Origin of the sequence: Streptomyces sp. MMCC 100, from assembly GCF_041538145.2 — a bacterium.
Classification (GTDB): domain Bacteria; phylum Actinomycetota; class Actinomycetes; order Streptomycetales; family Streptomycetaceae; genus Streptomyces.
In genome coordinates this window covers 795,156-813,452 of sequence record NZ_JBGORK020000001.1, presented here as the reverse complement: position 1 = coordinate 813,452, position 18,297 = coordinate 795,156, and the positions used below count along the sequence as shown (strand labels likewise).

Here is an 18,297-nt window from a genome sequence, read left to right as displayed (position 1 = left end):
TGCCGCGCCCCGCTCGCAGGGCCGGTGTGGGGCCCGGCCCCACGGGAGGGAGCCCGCCCCTACTTGTAGGCGGCGAACGCCTTGGAGAAGGCGTTCGGCTCCTGGTCGACGGAGCTGCACGTGGCGTCGGCCGAGGGCTTCGGGCCGCCGGGGCAGGCCTTGTCGCGGGTGGCGGACCACATGGACAGTCCGCCCAGGCCCTTGGACTGCGCGAACTCCACCAGCTGGGCGGCGTCGTCGACCTTGAAGACCTCGGAGGCGACGTCGTTCACGCCGATCATCGGGGTGACGGCGACCGTCTTCCAGGCGTCCGCGTCGGACAGGCCGAGGACGCCCTTGATCTGGGCCTGGGTGGCCGTGGCGGCCTGCTCGGCGTAGGTGCCCATGTCGCCGCTGTACGCGGGGCCGTAGTCCATCGCCATGATGTTGACGGCGTCGATGTCCACGCCGTTCTTCTTCGCGTCGGCGAGGAGGTCGACGCCCGCCTGGGTGAGGCCCTCGGGCATCACCGGCAGGGTGAAGGAGACGTCCAGGCCGGGGTGCTGCTTCTGGAGCGCGGCGATCGCCTGGGCGCGGCGGGTGTTGGCGGCCGTGTCGGGCAGCGCGCCGCCCTCGACGTCGAAGTCGACCTTGGTGAGCTGGTAGGCGTCGACGGCCTTGCCGTACGCCGCCGCCAGCGCGTCGGCCGACGTGCAGGTGGTGCCGAGTTCGGAGCCGGAGGCGCCGCCGAAGGAGACGCGGACGTCGCCGCCCTTCGCGCGCAGGGCGCCTATCTGGTTCGCGACCGCGTCGCTCCCGAGGTCGGTGACGCCGCCCCACTTGGGGGTGCAGCCGCCACCGTCGGTGACGAAGGCGAGGGTGTAGTCCTTCACGCCGGTCGCCTCGGCGTGCGCGAGCAGGTCGAAGGCCGGGTAGAGGGAGGTGTCGACGTACGGCGCGAAGCCGGCGCCGGCTGCGGTGCCGTTGCCGGGGGTCCCGGTCGGCGCAGGGGTGGTGGGGGTGTCGGTCGGGGTCGGCTCGGCGGTGTCGGTCGCCGTGGGGGTGGGGGTCGGCGTGGGCGTCGGGGCCGGGGGATCGGTGGGGCGGCCGCTGGGCTCGGGGGTGGCGCCGTCGTCGGTCGAGCAGGCGGCGTCGTCGACGAGGCAACCGGTCGGGTCGGCGGTGCCGTTGACGACGAAGCCGACCGTGACGGACTCGCCGGCCTTCAGCCCGTCCGTGTCCCACTGGGGCGGGGTCACGGTGACGTGCTGGCCGCTGACCTCCGACTCGGCGTTCCACAGCGAGCCCAGCTTCGCGCCGGAGGGCAGGTCGAACTCCAGGGTCCAGTCCGCCTTCGCCTGCCCGGTGTTGTTGGTGACGACGTACTGGGCGGTGTAGCCCGTCGACCACTCGCTGGTCTTCGTGTACGCGGCGCCGACCGCGGCCGCCTGGGCGGTGCTGGTGAACAGCAGCGCCCCGCCGCCGGCCACGGCCGCCGCGACGAGGGTGCCGATCGCCTTGTTCCTGCCACTGACCTTGCGTCGGTGCGTGCGCATCACGTGCCTGCCTTCGCTGTTCACGGTGCCCCCGGCGGAGGCCGGCGGGAGCGGAGTGGGGGTGCGGCAGCACGCTAGCGACCCGGAAACGGGCAAAGAGCCTGATCCGGACGGGGGTTGGCGATCTTAGGGTGGGCTTAAGGAAGGGATCGGGACCGATTAATGGTCACGGCCGACCGGGGCCGATCGGGGCCGATCGGGGCCGATCGGGGCCGATCGGGGCCGATCGGGGCCGATCAATGGTCGCGGCCGACCGGGGCCGACCGGGACCGATCAATGGTCGCGGCCGGCCGGGGCCGCGGACGTCGGCATCGGCGCACGGCCCTGCCTGCGTCGGCGTACGGCACCCCGGTGCCCGCGCCGCACCGGCGCCGTCCGCCCGTCCAGCTGGATCCAGATCCGCACCTCGGTGCCGCCCAGCACGGAGGAGCCGATGCGTACGTCACCGCCGGTGGACTCCGCCATCCGGCGCACGATGTCCAGGCCGAGCCCGGTCGACCCGTCGGCGCCCGAGCCCCGGCCGCGGGCCATCGCCGCCTCGGGGTCGGATATCCCGGCGCCCGCGTCGGAGACCAGCACGATCACCGCGTCCTCGCCGTTGTGCAGGTCGACGGCGAAGGCGGTGCCCTCGGCGGTGTGCCGGAAGACGTTGCCGAGCAGCGCGTCGAGGGAGGCGGCCAGGTCGGCGCGGGCCACGGGTATGCGCACCGGCCGGTCGGCTCCGGCCACCCGCCACTTGCGGCCCTCGTCCTCGGCCAGCGCCGACCAGAACCCCATCCGCTCCCGGACCACCTCGGCCGCGTCGCACCCGGCGCCGGGACCGGCGGCGGCCGTCTGCGGCTTGGCGTCCCGGGCGGTGCGGATGATGGTGTCGACCTCGCGCTCCAGCTGCTCGACGGCGGCCCGGGTCTGGTCGGCGGCAGGGCCGTCACCGAGCGAGGCCGCGTTGAGGCGCAGCACGGTCAGCGGGGTGCGCAGGCGGTGGGACAGGTCGGCGGCCAGCTCCCGTTCGTTGGCGAGGAGCTGGACGACCTGGTCGGCCATGGAGTTGAACGCGACCGCCGCGCGTCGGAGTTCGTCCGGCCCCTCCACGGGCACCCGCGCGCCCAGCTTGCCCTCCCCCAGCTCGTGCGCCCCGTCGACCAGGCGCCGCGCGGGCTGCACCATCCGTACGCCCAGCCGGTCGGCGACCGCGACCGAACCGACGATCAGGGCGACGCCCACCGCCGCGAGCACCGCCCAGGCCGTGCCGACGCCGTTGGTCACCGCGGACTCGGGGACGTACACCTCGACGACGGCGATCTCGCCGGAGCTGAGCGCGACCGGTTGGAGCAGGGTGGAACCGCCGCCCACCTCGGTGGTGGAGGCCCGCCCCATCTCCCGTACGGCGGCGATGTCCTCGTCGGTGGCGCGCTGCCGGCCGATGTCGGTGGCGCGTTGCCGGCCGATGTCGGTGGCGCCGCCGCTCTCGTCGGCGGGCGCCGGTATGTGCACGGCCATCCCGGTGTCCGAGCCGGCGGAGGCGACGACGCGTTCCAGCTGCTCGCGGTCGGTGGTGATGGACAGGGCCGGGGCGACGGCGGCGGCCTCCCGTTCGGCGTTGGAGAAGGCGCGGTCCCGGGCCATCTCGCGGATGACGAGTCCGAGGGGCACGGCGAAGGCGACCACGACCATCGCGGTGACCGCCAGCGAGACCTTGACCAGGGCCCATCTCATCGCGGTGACTCCAGCTTCACGCCGACGCCGCGCAGGGTGTGCAGATAGCGCGGCCGGGCCGCGGTCTCGCCCAGCTTGCGCCGCAGCCAGGACAGGTGGACGTCGATGGTCTGGTCGTCGCCGTAGGACTGCTGCCAGACCTCGGCGAGCAGTTCCTTGCGGGGCACGACGACCCCGGGCCGGCCGGCCAGGAAGGCGAGCAGGTCGAACTCGCGGCGGGTCAGGTCGAGGGCCGTCCCGTCCAGTTCGGCCTGGCGGCGCAGCGGGTCGACGGTGAGGCCGCCGACCCGGATGACCGTCGGCGGCGCCGCCTCCGCCGGGCCGCCGCGGGCCCGGCGCAGTACGGCCGCCATCCGGGCCGACAGGTGCTCGACGGAGAACGGTTTGGTGAGGTAGTCGTCCGCGCCCGCGTTCAGCAGCCGTACGACCTCTGCCTCGTCGTCCCGGGCGGTGGCGACGATCACCGGCACGTCGGTGATGCCGCGCAGCATCTTCAGCGCCTCGGAGCCGTCCAGGTCGGGCAGTCCGAGGTCCAGGATCACCACGTCGAACCGGAAATGGGCGACCTCGCGCAGCGCCTCCAGTGCCGTGCCCACGCTGCGCACGGTGTGCGAGGCGTCGGTGAGCTGCCGGATGAGCGCCGAGCGTACGAACTGGTCGTCCTCGACCACGAGCACACTTGCCATGGGCGGCACCGTACGCCATGCGGACCGACCCGGTCCGGGCCTGTGGACAACTCCGCCCGGGCCCGCGTCACACGACGTTCACGCGACACGGGTGGGGCGGGTGAGGCAGTATGGCCGCGATGCGCAGAGGACTCGTCCACGTGATCGCCTGGCTGCTCGCCACCGGCGCCGCGGTCACGCTGTCGTGGTGGGGCGTCCACACGGTGATGGCGGGCACGGCCTACGACGCCCCCCGCGCGCTGCCCATCACGGCCGCCGACGCGAGCGTGCGGGACGGGGAAGGCGGCGACGACGGCGAGTCCCTGGCCTCGTCCACCAGCCGGCCGTCGCCTTCGCCGTCGCCGTCGGACAGCGCGTCGCCGACGCCGAGCGCGACGCCCCGCGAGCCCGACCCCACTCCGTCGCGCACCGCACCGTCCACCCCTCCGCCCGCCGACCCGGCGAGCCCCGCCCCCGCGACGTCCGGCCGGGTCAGGAGCTACGACACCGACGGGGGCCGCGCGGTCTTCGACCTCGGTACGTCGTCCGCGTCCCTGGTGTCGGCGACGCCGGGTGCGGGCTGGTCGATGCAGGTGTGGAAGACGGAGTCGTGGATCCGGGTGGAGTTCACCTCGGGCGCCGACCGGGTGTCGGTGTTCTGCACCTGGCACGACGGGCCGCCCCGGGTGGAGATCGGCAGCTACTGAACCAGCGTGTTCGGTCGAAGGCTCACTTGAAGACCGACTCCGGCGGTGCGGGCGAGTCCACCGCCGCCGCGTCCGTCACGGGCTGGGCGCCGCCGGTGAAGTCGGTGAGCGCACGGCCGTGTTCCACGCGCGCGGGGTGCGGGTCGGAGGCGGCGCGGCGGGTGAGTTCGGCGACCGGCAGCGGGTGGTCGGAGGCGACCAGGATCGCGTTGCCGAAGCGTTTGCCGCGCAGTACGGCCGGGTCGGCGACGAGGGCGAGTTCGGCGAACCGGGCGGCGGCGGTGGCGATCTGGCCGCGCAGGTGGGCGAGCGGCGGCCCGTCGGCGAGGTTGGCGGCGTAGACCCCGCCGGGCGCGAGCGCGCGCCGCACCTCGTCGAGGAAATCGATGGAGGTCAGGTGGGCCGGCGTTCGGGCCCCGCCGAAGACGTCCGCGACGACGAGGTCCGCCCAGCCGTCGGGCACCTTGGCCAGCCCGGCGCGGGCGTCCGTCGACCGCACCCGTATCCGCGCGCCGGGGTCCAGGGGAAGCTCCCGGCGGACCAGCTGGACGAGGGCGGCGTCGCGTTCGACGACCTGCTGGGTGGAGCGGGGGCGCGTGGCGGCGACGTAGCGGGCGAGGGTGAGGGCGCCGCCGCCGAGGTGCACGGCCCGCACCGGCTTGCCCTGCGGGGCGGCCAGGTCGATGACGTGGCCGATGCGGCGCTGGTACTCGAAGGACAGGTACGCCGGGTCGTCGAGGTCGACGTGCGACTGCGGGGCGCCGTCGATCAGCAGCGTCCAGGCCCGGGGCCGGTCCCGGTCGGGCACCAGCTCGGCGCGCCCTCCGTCGACGTCCTCGACGACGGCTTCGGCGGCAGCGCGCCCGCGGCGGGCGTTTGTGGACTTTCCCATCGGTCCATTATCGGACCGGGCACGACGGTGCTCAGCGGCAGCTGTCCGCCGCCCTGATCAGCCGGGCCGCCTCGCCCAGCGCGGCCCGCAGTACGGCGGGGTCGGTCGCCAGGTCCGCCTCGCCGGGCGGCAGCAGCCAGTCGGAGCCCTCCACGGGCGGCTCGGGCTCCGGGACGATGCTCAGCCCCCGGCCGTCCGTCTCCGTGCAGGTGCTGCCCGGCACGTCCCAGGCGGCGGCGGTGCCCGGCGGCACCAGGAAGCCCAGGGTGTCGCAGCCGTCGTCGTGGAGCACCGAGCCCACCCCCTCACCGGCTCCCCGCCTGATGATGTCGACCGCCTCCAGACCCTGCCGGGTCGGCACGGTGACGACGTCACAGGCGTCGCAGGGGGGATCGCTGATGCTGGTGTCCATCCCGGCCTCCACCACGGAACTCCTTCTCGGACGAGCGGATCGGGAGTCGGGGGCCTCCCGGTCCACCCTGTTCAACGCGGCGGACCGTCAACGGCTACGGCACAGGCCCGCCGCAAAGGATGGCACTTCATGGCAGATCGTGGATGAGATATCCGGTTTGTAGCCAAACAGTGCGTGGCGACTCCGTCACAGCCGGTACGTTCTTGCTCGCCGGAAACAGGGCCGCGCTGGGGCGTGCGCTCTCCCGGCATGGTTCGACGGTTCGCACGAGAGGACCCGGCCATGGCGTCGTCAACGGTGACCTCCGCCCAGCCCGAACGGCCACCGCGGCCGAACCTCGCCTTCAGGCGGTTGCGCGGCAAGCGCTCCCCGGCGGAGTTCGCGGCGGCGGTCCGCCGGGCCGCGCGCGAGATCGGCGAGCGGGTCAGCTGTGACGCGCGCTATGTCGGCCGGGTCGAGGCGGGCGAGATCCGCTGCCCCAACTACGCCTACGAGCGGGTGTTCCTGCACATGTTCCCCGGCCGCACGCTCACCGACCTGGGGTTCGCGCCCCGCTCGTCGGTACGCGGACGCCAGGCGCGCACCACCGGTGAGTCGCGGGGGGCGGGTGAGCCGTATGAGACGTATGACACGCAAGACGAGCAAGACCTGTACGAAACGCACGACAACAACGAGGAGAGCGACGTGCTGCGTCGCGCATTCATGACGAGCGGTGCCACGGTGGCCGCCGCCTCGCTGACCCCCCTGGGGCTCGCCCTCGACGCCGCGGCGGCCGGGCGCCCCACCCGCCGGGCCGGGACGGGCGAGGCCGGCGCCCTCGAAGAAGCCGTCCGCCGGATCCGGCTGCTGGACGACCGGCACGGCGCGGACGGTCTCTACCGGCGCGCGGCGGCCCCGCTGCGCACCGCGTACGCGCTCCTGGACGCCGGCGCGTCCCGGCAGGCGACCGCGGACCGGCTCTTCACGGGCGCCGGTGAACTGGCGATCTCGGTGGGCTGGCTGGCGCACGACTCGGGGCGCTTCGACGACGCGCGCTCCCACTACGCCGAGGCCCTCGCCACCGCCCGGATGAACGGCGACGCGGCCCTGGAGGCGCACGCCTTCTGCAACATGGCGTTCCTGGCCCGCGACGCCGGCCGTCCGCGCGAGGCGGTACGGGCGGCCCAGGCCGCGCAGCGCGCCGCCCGCCCGCTGGGCTCGGACCGGCTGATGTCCCTGCTCGCGCTGCGCGAGGCGGGCGGCTGGGCGGGGCTCGCGGACCGTGTCGGCTGCGAGCAGGCGCTGGTCCGCGCGCAGACCTTCTACGGGCGGGGGGTCTCGGACGCCGACCCCGAGTGGATGAGCTTCTACGGCGAGGCCGAGCTGGAGGGGCTGGAGGCCCAGTGCTGGTCCGCCCTGGGCGACTGGCCCCGGGCCGCCCGGCACGCGCGGCGGGCGGCCGACCTGCAGGACCCGCACTTCACCCGGAACCTCGCGCTGTACTCGGCGGAGCTGGCGGACGACCTGGCCCGGGGTGGCCGCCCCGACGAAGCGGCGGGAGCGGGCATGCGCGTCCTGGACCTGCTGGGCGAGGTCCAGTCCTCCCGCATCCACACGATGCTGGCGGGGACGGCCCGGGTGCTCCTCCCCCACCGCCGGTCGTCGGGCGTCTCCGCCTTCCTGGACCGCCACGGAGCCCTACCGAGACCGGCGTAACCCCGAACTGCGGGCAGTCGTGCCGCTGGGGCGGCACGGGTGGGCGCAGCGGCACCCGGCAAGCGCCGGCCCGCGCACCCCACCCCCGCCCAGCCCCAACGCCGGGCGCCGCACTGGCACCGGCAGGGCACCAACCGTCAGCCGACGAGATGCCCCACGTCGTTCCAGCTCTCCACCGCCGGTTCCCCGTACGCCCACCCCAGCACCGACAGCGACGTCGGGTTCAGCCGTATCCGAGCCCCGAAGGACACCGGCAGCCCCAGCCACCGCGCCCCGATCGCCCGCAGAATGTGCCCGTGGGCGAAGACGAGCACGTCCCGCTCCGCCTCCCGCGCCCACGCCACCACCTCGTCCGCGCGCGCGGTGACGTCCGTCACGCTCTCCCCCTCGGGCACCCCGTCCCGCCAGATCAGCCAGCCGGGCCGCACGGCCTGGATCTGGTCCGGCGTCATGCCCTCGTACGCCCCGTAGTCCCACTCCATCAGCGTGTCCCACGCGCGTGCGCGCTCGCCGAAGCCCGCCAGCTCACACGTCTCGCTCGCACGCACCAGCGGACTGGTCCGCACCTCCACGCCGGGCAGCCCGTCCAGCGGCGCCCGGTGCAGCCGCTCGCCGAGCAGCTTCGCGCCGCGCCGGCCCTCCTCCAGGAGCGGCACGTCGGTCCTGCCGGTGTGTCTGCCGGACAGCGACCACTCCGTCTGTCCGTGCCGGGCCAGCAGAATGCGCGGTGCCATGAAGAGGCCTTTCCGGGAGAAATGTCTGAGGGGACTTTTCCATCATCCCGTACTGTCCGTCCGGGCAACCCGAGGGGCGGTGCCCGCGTCTATCCGGTCCGAGGGCGTTTCGCGGAGCGGGCTCGGCGAGGCCGTAGAGTGGCTCGCCCGTGTCCGTCCGGGCGCACGAGTGAACGAGAAGTGAGAAGGGGGAGGGCGATCGGATTGCCGCACACCGAGACACCGGGCACGGAGGCGGCCCCGAAGACTCGGCTGCGCTGGTGGACCGAGCTGCCGCTCATCCTCCTCGTGTACGCCTGTTACAGCGCCGGGCGCCTGCTCGTGCGGGGCGACGTCGCCGATGCCGTCGACCACGGCCTGGCCATCCTGGACATCGAGAAGGCGCTCTTCCTCAACGCGGAGCACCCCCTCAACCGCCTCTTCACCAGTGAGCCCTGGATCGGCGTCCCGGCGGACTTCTGGTACGCGTCGCTGCACTACCTGGTCACCCCGGCGATCCTGGTCTGGCTCTTCCGCTCCCGCGCGGTGCGCTACCGGGCCGCCCGTACCTGGCTGATGACGTCCACGTTCATCGGGCTCATCGGCTTCACGCTGCTGCCGACCTGCCCGCCCAGGCTGCTGGACGCCTCTCACGGCTTCGTCGACACGATGGCCCAGTACAGCTCGTACGGCTGGTGGGGCGGCGAGGCGAGCGCGCCGCGCGGCCTGGGCGGGATGACGAACCAGTACGCGGCGATGCCGAGCCTGCACGTGGGCTGGGCGCTGTGGTGCGGGGTGATGCTGTGGCGCCACGGCGGCACCCGCACGGCGAAGGCGGCCGGTGTCGTCTACCCGCTGGTGACCACGATCGTGGTGATGGGCACCGCCAACCACTACTTCCTCGACGCGGTCGCCGGCGCGGCCGTGATGGGCGCGGGACTGTTGCTGACGCCGTTCGTGCTGCGGACCGCGCAGCTGGTGCGGACCAGGCTCCCGGCCCGCTTCGCACCGGCCGCGACCGGCTCCGCGGCTGCTGCCGCGACCGCCCCTGCGACCGCCTCCGTCCCGGCCGCGGACGGCGCGGGTTCCGCGAATGTCAGTGGTGGATGCCAGACTTCCGCGGGTGAGCGATTTCCACGGCAGCGCGAGCAGCGGTTCGGAGCGGGAGCCGAGCCGGACCCCGCCCCCTCGGACGCGGGGGACGAGACTCCGGCACCGGCTCGCTGAGCTGCGCGGTCCCGACGTACCGGCCAAGGCGCTGGACGCGCGTGCCCTGGCCGCCCTCGCCGCCAACCCGGGGTGCCGTCGGCGGGCGATCCTCGACGGCGCCGGGGTGGACAAGGGCTCCCTGGCGAGTGCGCTGGGCTCGCCGTCGGTCTTCGGGCAGTCGCAGTTCGCCTTCACGCGGGGCAACGCCTTCGAGGCGAAGGTCAAGGCGGACGGCGGCGCCGAGCTGCTGCGGCTCGTGCACGAGAAGCTGGACCGGGGCGCCGAGCCGCCCGCCGAGGCCCGGGTGGAGGTGCCCGACCTGTCCGCGACCGGCCCCGAGGGGCGTGCGGCGCGGACGTCGCTGGCCTTGCGCGAGGCCACCGGCACCCCTGGCGCGTGGACGCTGCTCGACCACCCGATGCTCGCCCTGGAGGTCGCCGGTTCCCCCGCCTTCCTGGAGCCGGACGCCGTGGTGGTGCATCCGGACGGCAGCTGGACGGTCGTCGAGATCAAGTCCTTCCCCATGCTGGACGGCTCCGCCGACCCGGCGAAGGTCGGCGCCGCCGCACGGCAGGCCGCGGTGTACGTGCTGGCCCTGGAGCGGGTCGCCGCCCGGCTCGATCCCGCCCCGCGTGTGCGCCACCGCGTCCTGCTGGTCTGCCCCAAGGACTTCTCCAACCTGCCCACCGCGTCCGCCGTCGACGTGCGCAAGCAGCGCGCCGTCACCGACCGCCAGCTGGCCCGGCTGACCGGCATCGAGGAGATCGCCGACGCGCTCCCGGAGGGCGTCTGCTTCTCCCCCGAGCTGCCGGCCGAGGAGCTGGCGGCGGCGGTCGAGGCGGTCCCGGCGGCGTACGCGCCCGAGTGCCTGTCCGCGTGCGAGCTGGCCTTCCACTGCCGCGCCCGGTCCCGCGAGGCCGGCGCGGTGACCTGCCTGGGCCGCCCGGTCCGGGCCGAGCTGGGCGGTCTTTCGACGGTCGAGGACGTGCTGGCCGCGGCCCGCGGGGAGGCCGGCGACCCGGACGACCCGGCGGTGGCCGCGCTGCGCAGGGCGGCCCGGCTGCGCGCGGAGGCGCTCGCGACGGCCGGCGCGGGGACCGGCGGGGCAGCGGGCGACGGTAGCGGCTTCGAGGTCGGCGGGGTGTCCGCGTGTCGCTGATCACCACGCTCGCCCGGCTGGAGGCCGTGCACACCGGCCGCGCCCAGCCCGCCGCCACCGTCCGGCACCGGCACCTGTCCGACCGTCCGCTGGTCTTCGTGCCGCTGACCACCGCCGGTGAGGCCGGGGCCCCGCTCGGCGCGCTGGTCGGCACCGACCGGGACGCGCCGCATCTGCTGGTCGTGCCGCAGCCCCGCGACCGCGACCTGCGCTTCGCGTTCCTGGCCGAGCTGGCGGACATCGTGCTGCCGCACGTCGAGGCGTACGCGGAGAGCGTCGAGGCCGCCGAGCGCACCGAGACCGACCCGGAGACGGGCAAGCGGGTCAAGGTCGAGGTCGACCTCTGCGCGGACGCGGCGCAGCTGGTCGTGCCGAGCCGCGCGGGCATCGACTTCGTACGGCTGCTCGGCCGGTCCATGCGCTTTCGGCGTACGGCGGAGCAGGACCCGGAGACCCCGCACCCCGCACCGCCCCGGGTGCCGCTGCTCGGCCGGTGGCTGACCCACTACGGCGAGCGGGCCCGCGTACCCGGTTCCTCCCTCCTCCTCGCCATGACCGACCTGCTGGGCCGGCACTGGGCGACGGGGCAGTCCACGCTGGAGGACCAGCACCTGGGGGCCCTGCTCGCGTGGATCGCGCCGGAGGTCTCACAGGACCCCGCCCTGACCGGCGCCGAGGCCGCCCGCCGCGCCGAGCTGGCCCGCGACGCCGACGGCCAGCTGCTGTGCCCGCCCGCGGGTCCGGCGACCGACCCGGCCTTCGACAACAAGCTGCTCGCCCCCGCCATCGAGCGCTACGACCGCGCCCGCACCGCGCTGGCCGCCGCCGAGGACGGTCTGGAGGCCGACGACCGGCTCGGCGCGCTCACGGCCGCCGAGCGGGAGATCCGCGCCCTGGTCGAGAGCCGTACCCGGCCCACCTGGGACGCGGTGTGGCGGGGCCTGGACCTGCTGCGCGAGCTGCCCGAGGGGGCGCACGCCGAGGAGCGCTGGACCCGCGACCGCTGGTCGTTCACCTCCCACCGCGACCGCATCCTGGCCGGCGAGCCCCCGCAGCCGCGCCGCGACGACGCCGTGACGGCGGCGAACAAGCTGGCCACCCGTGAGCGCGAGCAGGCCCGCCTGGAGGCCCAGGAGGCGCTGGACGATCCGCTGGTGATGGCGGGGCGGCGGCTGTCCGGGGAGGCGTTCGCGGGCGAGGTCGTCGACGTGGTGATGGCGTACAGCGAGAGCAAGCGACCCAGCCCGCGTCCGCTGGTCACGGTCCGCACGGACGACCGCCCGCACCTGGGCGAGCGGGTGAAGGTCTACCGCTCGCTGGGCGGCAGGCCGCAGACGGCGGAGTACGTCGGCCCGGCGTCCTCGGACGACGGCCCCGACGACGGGACGCTGGTCCTGCGGATCATGGACAAGATGGGCCGCGGCAAGGAGCCCGAGGCCGGTTCGGTGCCGGAGAAGGGCGACCTGCTCTGCTTCACCCTCTTCGAGCACGAGCAGCGGGGCGGCGCGAAGCTCCCCGACCCCGAGCAGACCCCGTGGACGCACGGCGGCCCGCCCGGTGAGGCGGCCGCCGTGCCGGAGGCCGCCGACGCCCAGACCGAGGAGGACGTCCTGTGACCGCCGAGGCCTTCGCCCCGTCCGCCGCCGAGGCCCTCGCCCCGTCCGCCGGCGCCGCCTTCGACCCGGGCGCCGAGGCGGCCCGCGCCACCGCGGCGATCCTCCACGACACCCTGCACGGCACGGAGCGCGGTGTCGTCGTCGACTCCCCGCCCGGCGCCGGGAAGTCCACGCTCGTGGTGCGGGCCGCGCTGGAGCTGGCCGAGGCGGGCCGCCCCCTGATGGTGGTGGCGCAGACCAACGCCCAGGTGGACGACCTGGTGCTGCGCCTGGCCGAGAAGAACCCGGACCTCCCGGTGGGCCGCCTGCACAGCAGTGACGCCGACCCGTACGACAAGGCGCTCGACGGGCTGGAGAACGTCCGCAAGTCGGCCAAGGCCGGCGACCTCGCCGGGCTGGCCGTCGTCCTGTCGACGGCGGCGAAGTGGGCGCACGTCAAGGTGGACGAGCCGTGGCGGCACGCGATCGTCGACGAGGCGTACCAGATGCGCTCGGACTCCCTGCTCGCGGTCGCCGGACTCTTCGAGCGGGCGCTGTTCGTGGGCGACCCGGGCCAGCTGGACCCGTTCGCGACGGTGGGCAGCGAGCAGTGGGCGGGCCTGGCCTACGACCCGTCGTCCTCCGCCGTGACGACCCTCCTCGCCCACAACCCGGACCTCCCCCAGCACCGCCTCCCGGTCTCCTGGCGTCTCCCGGCGTCGGCGGCCCGCCTGGTCTCCGACGCCTTCTACCCGTACACGCCCTTCCGCAGCGGCACGGACCACGGCGACCGGAGCCTGGCCTTCGCCGTGCCGTCGGACGGCTCGGGCCCCGACCGGGTGATCGACGAGGCGGCCGCCTCCGGCTGGGGCCTGCTGGAGCTTCCGGCCCGGCACACCCCGCGCACCGACCCGGAGGCGGTGCGGGCGGTGGCCGCGGTGGTCCGGCGCCTCCTGGACCGGGAGGGCGGCGCCACGTCGGAACGCTCCCCGGACCCCGCTCCCCTGACCGCCGCCCGCATCGCCGTCGGCACCGCGCACCGGGACCAGGCGTCCGCGATCCGTGCGGCGCTGGCCGACCTCGGGGTGACCGAGGTGACCGTCGACACGGCCAACCGCCTCCAGGGCCGCGAGTACGACGTCACGGTCGTCCTGCACCCCCTCTCCGGCCGCCCCGACGCCACCGCCTTCCACCTGGAGACCGGCCGCCTGTGCGTCCTGGCCTCCCGGCACCGGCACGCGTGCATCGTGGTCTGCCGCGCGGGGGTGGGCGAGCTGCTGGACGACTATCCGTCGACGGAGCCGGTCCAGCTGGGCACGCTGGTGAAGTTTCCTGACGGCTGGGAGGCGAATCACGCGGTACTGGCGCATCTCGCGGAGCACCGGGTGGCCTGGCGGACCTGACGCGCTGCCGCCTCAGCCCATCAGGACGCCACGACCGGTGTGCCGGAGCCGATGGCCCGGCTCATGCTGACCTGGTATCAGGCGGCCCGCGCGGGCTGCTCCGCCGAAGCCGGCCCTCTGCTGACCGAACTCCTCGGCCGCGAGCCCCGCACCACCGCGGACCGGCTCGCAGAACCACATCGCCGCCTGATCGCCGATCCGGGCAAGTCCTCGGCGGAAACGCGGCGCGCGCCGCACTTCCGGCACCTGCTGCGGCCGCCCGCCCGGCGGCCGTACTGTCGAACCGAACGGCTACCGAGGAGGCCTTCCGATGCGCAGGGTGACCTATTCGATGAACACGTCCCTCGACGGCCACATCGTCGACCCGGACGGCGCCTTCGACTGGGGGGACCCGGACGAGGAGGTCTTCCGCCACTTCACCGACGAGCTGCGGCAGACCGGCGTCCATCTCCTCGGGCGGCGGCTGTACGAGACGATGCTGTACTGGGAGACCGCCGACCAGGACGAGTCGCTCGCCGCCGCGGAGCTCGAGTGGGCCGAGCTGTGGAAGGCGCTGCCGAAGGTGGTGTTCTCCAGGACGCTGTCGACGGTGCGGGGCACCAACACCCGCCTGGCCTCCGGCACCCTGGCGGAGGAGATCGAGCGCCTGCGGGCCGAGCCCGGCGAGGGCGACATCGCCATCGGCGGCGCGACCCTCGCCGCCGAGGCCGCCGCGTCCGACCTGATCGACGAGTACCGGGCCATGGTCCACCCGGTACTGACCGGCGGCGGCACCCCGTACTTCCCCCACCACGGACGCCGGGTGAACCTCGAACTCGTCGAGAACCGCACCTTCGGCTCCCGCGTCACCTACCTCCGCCACCGCGTGATCCACTGACCAGGCAGCGCTAAGGATCAAGGTGGCCGGCCGCGCCTCGACCCGGGCGCAGTTGGCCCGCATCCTGGAGATGTCCGAGGCCGAGCACGTCACCGTACGCGTCATCCCGTTCGCGCTGGACGACTTCGCGGGAGCGGGCAGCGCCATGGTGCACGTGGGCGGAGCTGTGCCCCGCCTGGACACGGTGGTGCGCGACGCTCCGCACGGCACGGTCTTCCTCGATTCCGAGGCCCAACTAGTCCACTTCCGACGGCTCTTTCGTAGGGTGAGGGACCAGTCGCTCTCTGCGGAGGCATCCCGCGACCTCATCCACGGTCTGACCAAGGAGCTGTGAGGGAAACCATGTCCGCCCCCATCCAGTGGCAGAAGTCTTCCTACTCCGGCGGCGGTGAAGGCAACGACTGCGTAGAGGTCGCCCTCGACCACCCCCACATAGCCGTCCGCGACTCCAAGGCCCCCGCCCGAGCCGTGCTCACCTTCCCCGCCCCCGCCTTCACCGCCTTCCTCGCCGCCCTGAAGGACCCCGCCCGGGAATAACCGGAGACCCCCTCCTGTTACGACGCGAAGCGACACGCGTAAGTCCTACGTCGACCACAGGAGGCACCCCACCATGCCCGCAGACGCCGCAGAGGAGATCCGGGGCACCGCCCACGGCACCGCTCCCGTCCCCCTCTCCGTGCTGGACCTGGTGACCGTCGGCGCCGGTCGGACCGCCACCGACGCCCTGCGGACCAGCGTGGACATCGCGCGGCTCGCCGAGGCCCGCGGGTTCCACCGGTACTGGGTCGCCGAGCACCACTCGATGCCCGGCGTCGCCTCCTCCTCCCCCGCGGTGATCCTCGCCCACCTGGCGGCCCACACCGACCGCATCCGGCTCGGGTCCGGCGGCGTCATGCTGCCCAACCACGCGCCGCTCGTCATCGCGGAGCAGTTCGGGACGCTGGAGGCCATGGCGCCGGGGCGGGTGGATCTCGGTCTCGGCCGGGCGCCCGGCACGGACGGGGCCACCGCCGCCGCCCTGCGCCGCACCGACCGGCTGAACGAAGGCGCCGACGACTTCCCGCAGCAGCTCGCCGAGCTGATCCGGTTCCTGGACGACGACTTCCCGGACGGGCACCCGTACGGCCGTATCCACGCCGTGCCGGGGCCCGTGCAGGCCACCTCGCCCGGGGGCGTGCAGTCGGCGCACCGGCCGCCGGTGTGGCTGCTCGGCTCCTCCGGGTTCAGCGCGCGGCTGGCCGGCACCCTCGGGCTGCCGTTCGCCTTCGCCCACCACTTCTCGGCGCAGAACACGATCCCGGCGCTCGACCTGTACCGCGAGTCCTTCCGGCCCTCCGCCGTCCTGGACGCCCCCTACGCCCTCATCGGCGTCGCCGCGCTCGCGACCGACGACGAGAAGGAGGCGCGTCGGCAGGTGCTGGCGGCCGCGCTGAACATGGTCCGGCTGCGCACCGGCCGCCCGGGGCTCGTGCCGACGCCGGAGGAGGCCGAGGCGTACGACTTCAGCCCGATGGAGCAGGAGTTCGTGCAGTCCTGGAACTCCAACGTCATCCACGGGACCGCCGACGAGGTCCGCGCCGGCCTCGACGACCTGCACAAGCGCACCGGCGCCGACGAGCTGATGCTCACCGCCAACGCCCACGGCGGCGACGTACGGCTGCGCTCCTACGAACTGATCGCCGACGCCTACGGGTTGCCGACGCCTGCCTGAACCCCGGCGGGGCCGCCGGGTCCCGCGTGGCCCAGCAGCGCGGAGATGCGGTCCGGCGCCACCGGCCGGGAGTAGAGCCAGCCCTGGCCGGTGTCGCAGCCGATGCGGCGCAGGCGGGTCGCCTGGTCGGAGGTCTCCACGCACTCGGCGGTGACGGTCAGGCCGAGGCGGTGGGCGAGCTGGACCATCGCCTCGACGATGACCTCGTCGGCCGGGTTGGCGACCCCGGCACCGGCGGACTGCGAAGCACCGGCGCCGGAGGCAGCGGCCTCGGACACGGCGTCGTACTGGAAGCCCCGTACGAACGCGCCGTCCAGCTTCAGTACCGAGACCGGCAGCCGGCTGAGGTAGGCCAGGTTCGAGTAGCCGGTGCCGAAGTCGTCGATGGCGATGTGGACGCCCATGTCGCTGAGCGCCTTGAGGACCTGGAGCGGGCGCCCGGCCGAGCCCATCACCGCCGACTCCGTCAGCTCCAGCTGGAGCAGCTCCGGGGCCAGGCCCGTCTCCTCCAGGGTGTGGGCGACGTCCGCCACCAGGTCGGAGTCCCAGACCTGGCGGACCGCCACGTTGACGCTGACGAAGATCGGCGGCTCGTCCGGGTGGTCCAGCTGCCAGCGGCGGGCCTGGTGGCAGGCGGTGCGCAGGATCCAGCGGCCGAGGGGAACGATCGAGCCATCCTCCTCCGCCAGTGCGATGAACCGATTCGGCGCCAGTACGCCGAACTGAGGATGATTCCAGCGGATGAGCGCCTCGACGCCCCGCACCCGGCCGTCCTCCATGCCGACCAGCGGCTGGTACTCGAGGGCGAACTCGCCGCGTTCGATGGCGGGGCGGAGGGTGGCGGCCAGCGCCTGGCGGGTCATGCGGCTGGCGTTGCGCTCGGGGTCGAAAAGGGTCCAGCGGGCCCGGCCGTCCGCCTTGGCCCAGTACAGGGTGGTGTCGGCGGCCTGCATCAGGGCGGTGGGGGTGGTGCCGGCGGTATGGCGTTCGACGACGCCGACCGAGGCGGTGACCGACAGGCGGCGGTCGGCGAGCTCGAAGGGCGGCTGGAGGGCCGCGAGGACCGCTCCGGCCAGGTCGGCGAGCTGGTCGGTGCCGGTGGAGTCCTCCACCAGGAGGGCGAACTCGTCGCCGCCGAGCCGGGCCACCAGGGGCGCGCCGGACCGGGCGTGGGCGGCCTCCTCCGCGCACCGCGTCAGCCGTTCGGCCACGGCGGCAAGCAGTCGGTCGCCGACGCGGTGGCCGTGGGTGTCGTTGACGGCCTTGAAGCCGTCCAGGTCCAGGTAGCACACGCCGATCCGGCCGGTGCCGCCGTTCTCGTACGACTCCGCCTCCAGCGCGGCCGTCAGGCGTTCGAAGAACAGGGCCCGGTTGGGCAGCCGGGTCACCGGGTCGTGCATCTGGAGGTGGCGCAGCCGGGCCTGGAGTTCGCGCCGGGCGCTGACGTCGGCGACGGAGAGCAGCAGGCCCGGGGTGTCCCCGCCCCCGGAGTCCCCGGAATCGGCCAGTGGTTCGACCGTGACCTGCGCCCACAGGGAGTGCCCGTCGGCCCGCTTGAGCCGTCTGGTGCAGCGCAGCCGGGGCCGGTGCCCCCGCAGCACCTCGCGGTAGGCGTGCCAGGTGCCGGCGTCGGAGGCGAGGTCGACGAGGTCGGCCGCCACGCAGCCGGCCAGCGCGGCCGGGTCGGTGCCGAGGAGGGTGCCCAGGGAGTCGTTGGCGCTGACGACCAGGCCCTCGGCGTCGACGACGGCCATGGCGAGCGGGGCCGTGGTGAACACCGACCGGTAGGCCGGGGGCTCCGTACGCCCGGTACGAGGAGCCAGACCGTTGTCACGTTCTGTGATGACCGACGGGCCGAGGTCTGCCGCGGGCGCCGGCCCTTCGGAGGTTCCGTTCACCGCTCGCTCCCGCAGTGCCTCGATCTCTGTTCGTGCTCTGTTCGTGCAGGAAAGTGTGCCGATCATAGAGGCTGACACCGGGCCCTTCCAGCCGCCGTTCCGCGCTCCGG

Annotated in this window: 16 protein-coding genes and 1 pseudogene; 10 read left to right on the top strand and 7 right to left on the bottom strand. The window is 74.3% G+C overall.

The features are described 5' to 3' along the window. Positions 1–59 precede the first annotated feature (59 nt). The 3 genes from ABS735_RS03825 to ABS735_RS03815 all read right to left on the bottom strand — a co-directional run bounded on the left by ABS735_RS03825 (position 60) and on the right by ABS735_RS03815 (position 3,937). A complete protein-coding gene (locus tag ABS735_RS03825; RefSeq protein WP_373899968.1) occupies positions 60–1,535 on the bottom strand; it encodes a glycoside hydrolase family 18 protein in 1,476 nt (491 codons plus the stop codon). Positions 1,536–1,808: 273 nt separating this feature from the next. Next, positions 1,809–3,251: a sensor histidine kinase gene (locus ABS735_RS03820; RefSeq protein WP_373899967.1), complete on the bottom strand. Its 1,443-nt coding sequence runs from the start codon at positions 3,249–3,251 to the stop codon at positions 1,809–1,811. After that, positions 3,248–3,937: a response regulator transcription factor gene (locus ABS735_RS03815; protein ID WP_373899966.1), complete on the bottom strand. Its 690-nt coding sequence runs from the start codon at positions 3,935–3,937 to the stop codon at positions 3,248–3,250. Before ABS735_RS03815 ends, ABS735_RS03820 begins: the two co-directional genes overlap by 4 nt. A 119-nt stretch (positions 3,938–4,056) precedes the next feature. Here ABS735_RS03815 and ABS735_RS03810 point away from each other — a divergent pair, with 119 nt between their 5' ends. Continuing rightward, positions 4,057–4,623 (top strand): hypothetical protein, encoded by a 567-nt coding sequence (locus ABS735_RS03810; RefSeq protein ID WP_373899965.1) that lies wholly within the window; start codon positions 4,057–4,059, stop codon positions 4,621–4,623. A 22-nt stretch (positions 4,624–4,645) separates the two neighbouring features. On the opposite strand, the gene ABS735_RS03805 is transcribed toward ABS735_RS03810, so the two are convergent. Beyond that, positions 4,646–5,515 (bottom strand): spermidine synthase, encoded by an 870-nt coding sequence (locus tag ABS735_RS03805; protein WP_373899964.1) that lies wholly within the window; start codon positions 5,513–5,515, stop codon positions 4,646–4,648. 31 nt (positions 5,516–5,546) lie between these two features. Next, a complete protein-coding gene (locus tag ABS735_RS03800; protein WP_373899963.1) occupies positions 5,547–5,927 on the bottom strand; it encodes a hypothetical protein in 381 nt (126 codons plus the stop codon). Positions 5,928–6,209: 282 nt separating this feature from the next. Here ABS735_RS03800 and ABS735_RS03795 point away from each other — a divergent pair, with 282 nt between their 5' ends. Next, positions 6,210–7,622, top strand: coding sequence for an NsdA family TPR-like regulatory protein (locus tag ABS735_RS03795; protein ID WP_373899962.1), 1,413 nt, complete (start codon positions 6,210–6,212; stop codon positions 7,620–7,622). A gap of 137 nt (positions 7,623–7,759) precedes the next feature. Here the strand turns inward: ABS735_RS03795 and ABS735_RS03790 are convergent, their stop codons facing one another. After that, complete coding sequence (locus ABS735_RS03790) at positions 7,760–8,356, bottom strand: histidine phosphatase family protein (RefSeq protein WP_373899961.1); 597 nt, start codon at positions 8,354–8,356, stop codon at positions 7,760–7,762. 204 nt (positions 8,357–8,560) lie between these two features. Between ABS735_RS03790 and ABS735_RS03785 the strand changes: the two genes are divergently transcribed. The 8 genes and pseudogenes from ABS735_RS03785 to ABS735_RS03750 all read left to right on the top strand — a co-directional run bounded on the left by ABS735_RS03785 (position 8,561) and on the right by ABS735_RS03750 (position 16,289). After that, a complete protein-coding gene (locus tag ABS735_RS03785) occupies positions 8,561–9,562 on the top strand; it encodes a phosphatase PAP2 family protein (protein ID WP_373899960.1) in 1,002 nt (333 codons plus the stop codon). Next, complete coding sequence (locus tag ABS735_RS03780) at positions 9,459–10,703, top strand: hypothetical protein (RefSeq protein WP_373899959.1); 1,245 nt, start codon at positions 9,459–9,461, stop codon at positions 10,701–10,703. Before ABS735_RS03785 ends, ABS735_RS03780 begins: the two co-directional genes overlap by 104 nt. Then, a complete protein-coding gene (locus tag ABS735_RS03775) occupies positions 10,694–12,319 on the top strand; it encodes a hypothetical protein (RefSeq protein ID WP_373899958.1) in 1,626 nt (541 codons plus the stop codon). The genes ABS735_RS03780 and ABS735_RS03775 overlap by 10 nt, the downstream gene beginning before the upstream one ends. Next, positions 12,316–13,701 carry an AAA domain-containing protein gene (locus ABS735_RS03770; protein ID WP_373899957.1) on the top strand — a complete coding sequence of 462 codons (1,386 nt, stop codon included), beginning with the start codon at positions 12,316–12,318 and terminating at the stop codon, positions 13,699–13,701. The genes ABS735_RS03775 and ABS735_RS03770 overlap by 4 nt, the downstream gene beginning before the upstream one ends. Before the next feature lie 310 nt (positions 13,702–14,011). Beyond that, positions 14,012–14,578 (top strand): dihydrofolate reductase family protein, encoded by a 567-nt coding sequence (locus tag ABS735_RS03765; protein WP_373899956.1) that lies wholly within the window; start codon positions 14,012–14,014, stop codon positions 14,576–14,578. Position 14,579: 1 nt separating this feature from the next. After that, positions 14,580–14,912: pseudogene (locus tag ABS735_RS03760) on the top strand (Scr1 family TA system antitoxin-like transcriptional regulator); the annotation flags it as partial. An 8-nt stretch (positions 14,913–14,920) separates the two neighbouring features. Then, positions 14,921–15,115: a DUF397 domain-containing protein gene (locus ABS735_RS03755; RefSeq protein WP_373899955.1), complete on the top strand. Its 195-nt coding sequence runs from the start codon at positions 14,921–14,923 to the stop codon at positions 15,113–15,115. Between the two features lie 73 nt (positions 15,116–15,188). Then, positions 15,189–16,289: an LLM class flavin-dependent oxidoreductase gene (locus ABS735_RS03750; RefSeq protein WP_373899954.1), complete on the top strand. Its 1,101-nt coding sequence runs from the start codon at positions 15,189–15,191 to the stop codon at positions 16,287–16,289. Here ABS735_RS03750 and ABS735_RS03745 read toward each other — a convergent pair. Continuing rightward, the gene (locus ABS735_RS03745; RefSeq protein WP_373899953.1) at positions 16,265–18,187 is read right to left on the bottom strand and encodes a putative bifunctional diguanylate cyclase/phosphodiesterase; all 1,923 of its coding nucleotides are present in this window, start codon (positions 18,185–18,187) and stop codon (positions 16,265–16,267) included. The genes ABS735_RS03750 and ABS735_RS03745 overlap by 25 nt on opposite strands. Between the last annotated feature and the right edge of the window lie 110 nt (positions 18,188–18,297).

Coding starts and splice junctions, on each gene's coding strand:
- ABS735_RS03825 (WP_373899968.1), bottom strand. CDS start 1,535: ATGCGCACGCACCGACGCAAGGTCAGTGGCAGGAACAAGGCGATCGGC.
- ABS735_RS03820 (WP_373899967.1), bottom strand. CDS start 3,251: ATGAGATGGGCCCTGGTCAAGGTCTCGCTGGCGGTCACCGCGATGGTC.
- ABS735_RS03750 (WP_373899954.1), top strand. CDS start 15,189: ATGCCCGCAGACGCCGCAGAGGAGATCCGGGGCACCGCCCACGGCACC.
- ABS735_RS03810 (WP_373899965.1), top strand. CDS start 4,057: ATGCGCAGAGGACTCGTCCACGTGATCGCCTGGCTGCTCGCCACCGGC.
- ABS735_RS03790 (WP_373899961.1), bottom strand. CDS start 8,356: ATGGCACCGCGCATTCTGCTGGCCCGGCACGGACAGACGGAGTGGTCG.
- ABS735_RS03795 (WP_373899962.1), top strand. CDS start 6,210: ATGGCGTCGTCAACGGTGACCTCCGCCCAGCCCGAACGGCCACCGCGG.
- ABS735_RS03755 (WP_373899955.1), top strand. CDS start 14,921: ATGTCCGCCCCCATCCAGTGGCAGAAGTCTTCCTACTCCGGCGGCGGT.
- ABS735_RS03765 (WP_373899956.1), top strand. CDS start 14,012: ATGCGCAGGGTGACCTATTCGATGAACACGTCCCTCGACGGCCACATC.
- ABS735_RS03805 (WP_373899964.1), bottom strand. CDS start 5,515: ATGGGAAAGTCCACAAACGCCCGCCGCGGGCGCGCTGCCGCCGAAGCC.
- ABS735_RS03815 (WP_373899966.1), bottom strand. CDS start 3,937: ATGGCAAGTGTGCTCGTGGTCGAGGACGACCAGTTCGTACGCTCGGCG.
- ABS735_RS03800 (WP_373899963.1), bottom strand. CDS start 5,927: ATGGACACCAGCATCAGCGATCCCCCCTGCGACGCCTGTGACGTCGTC.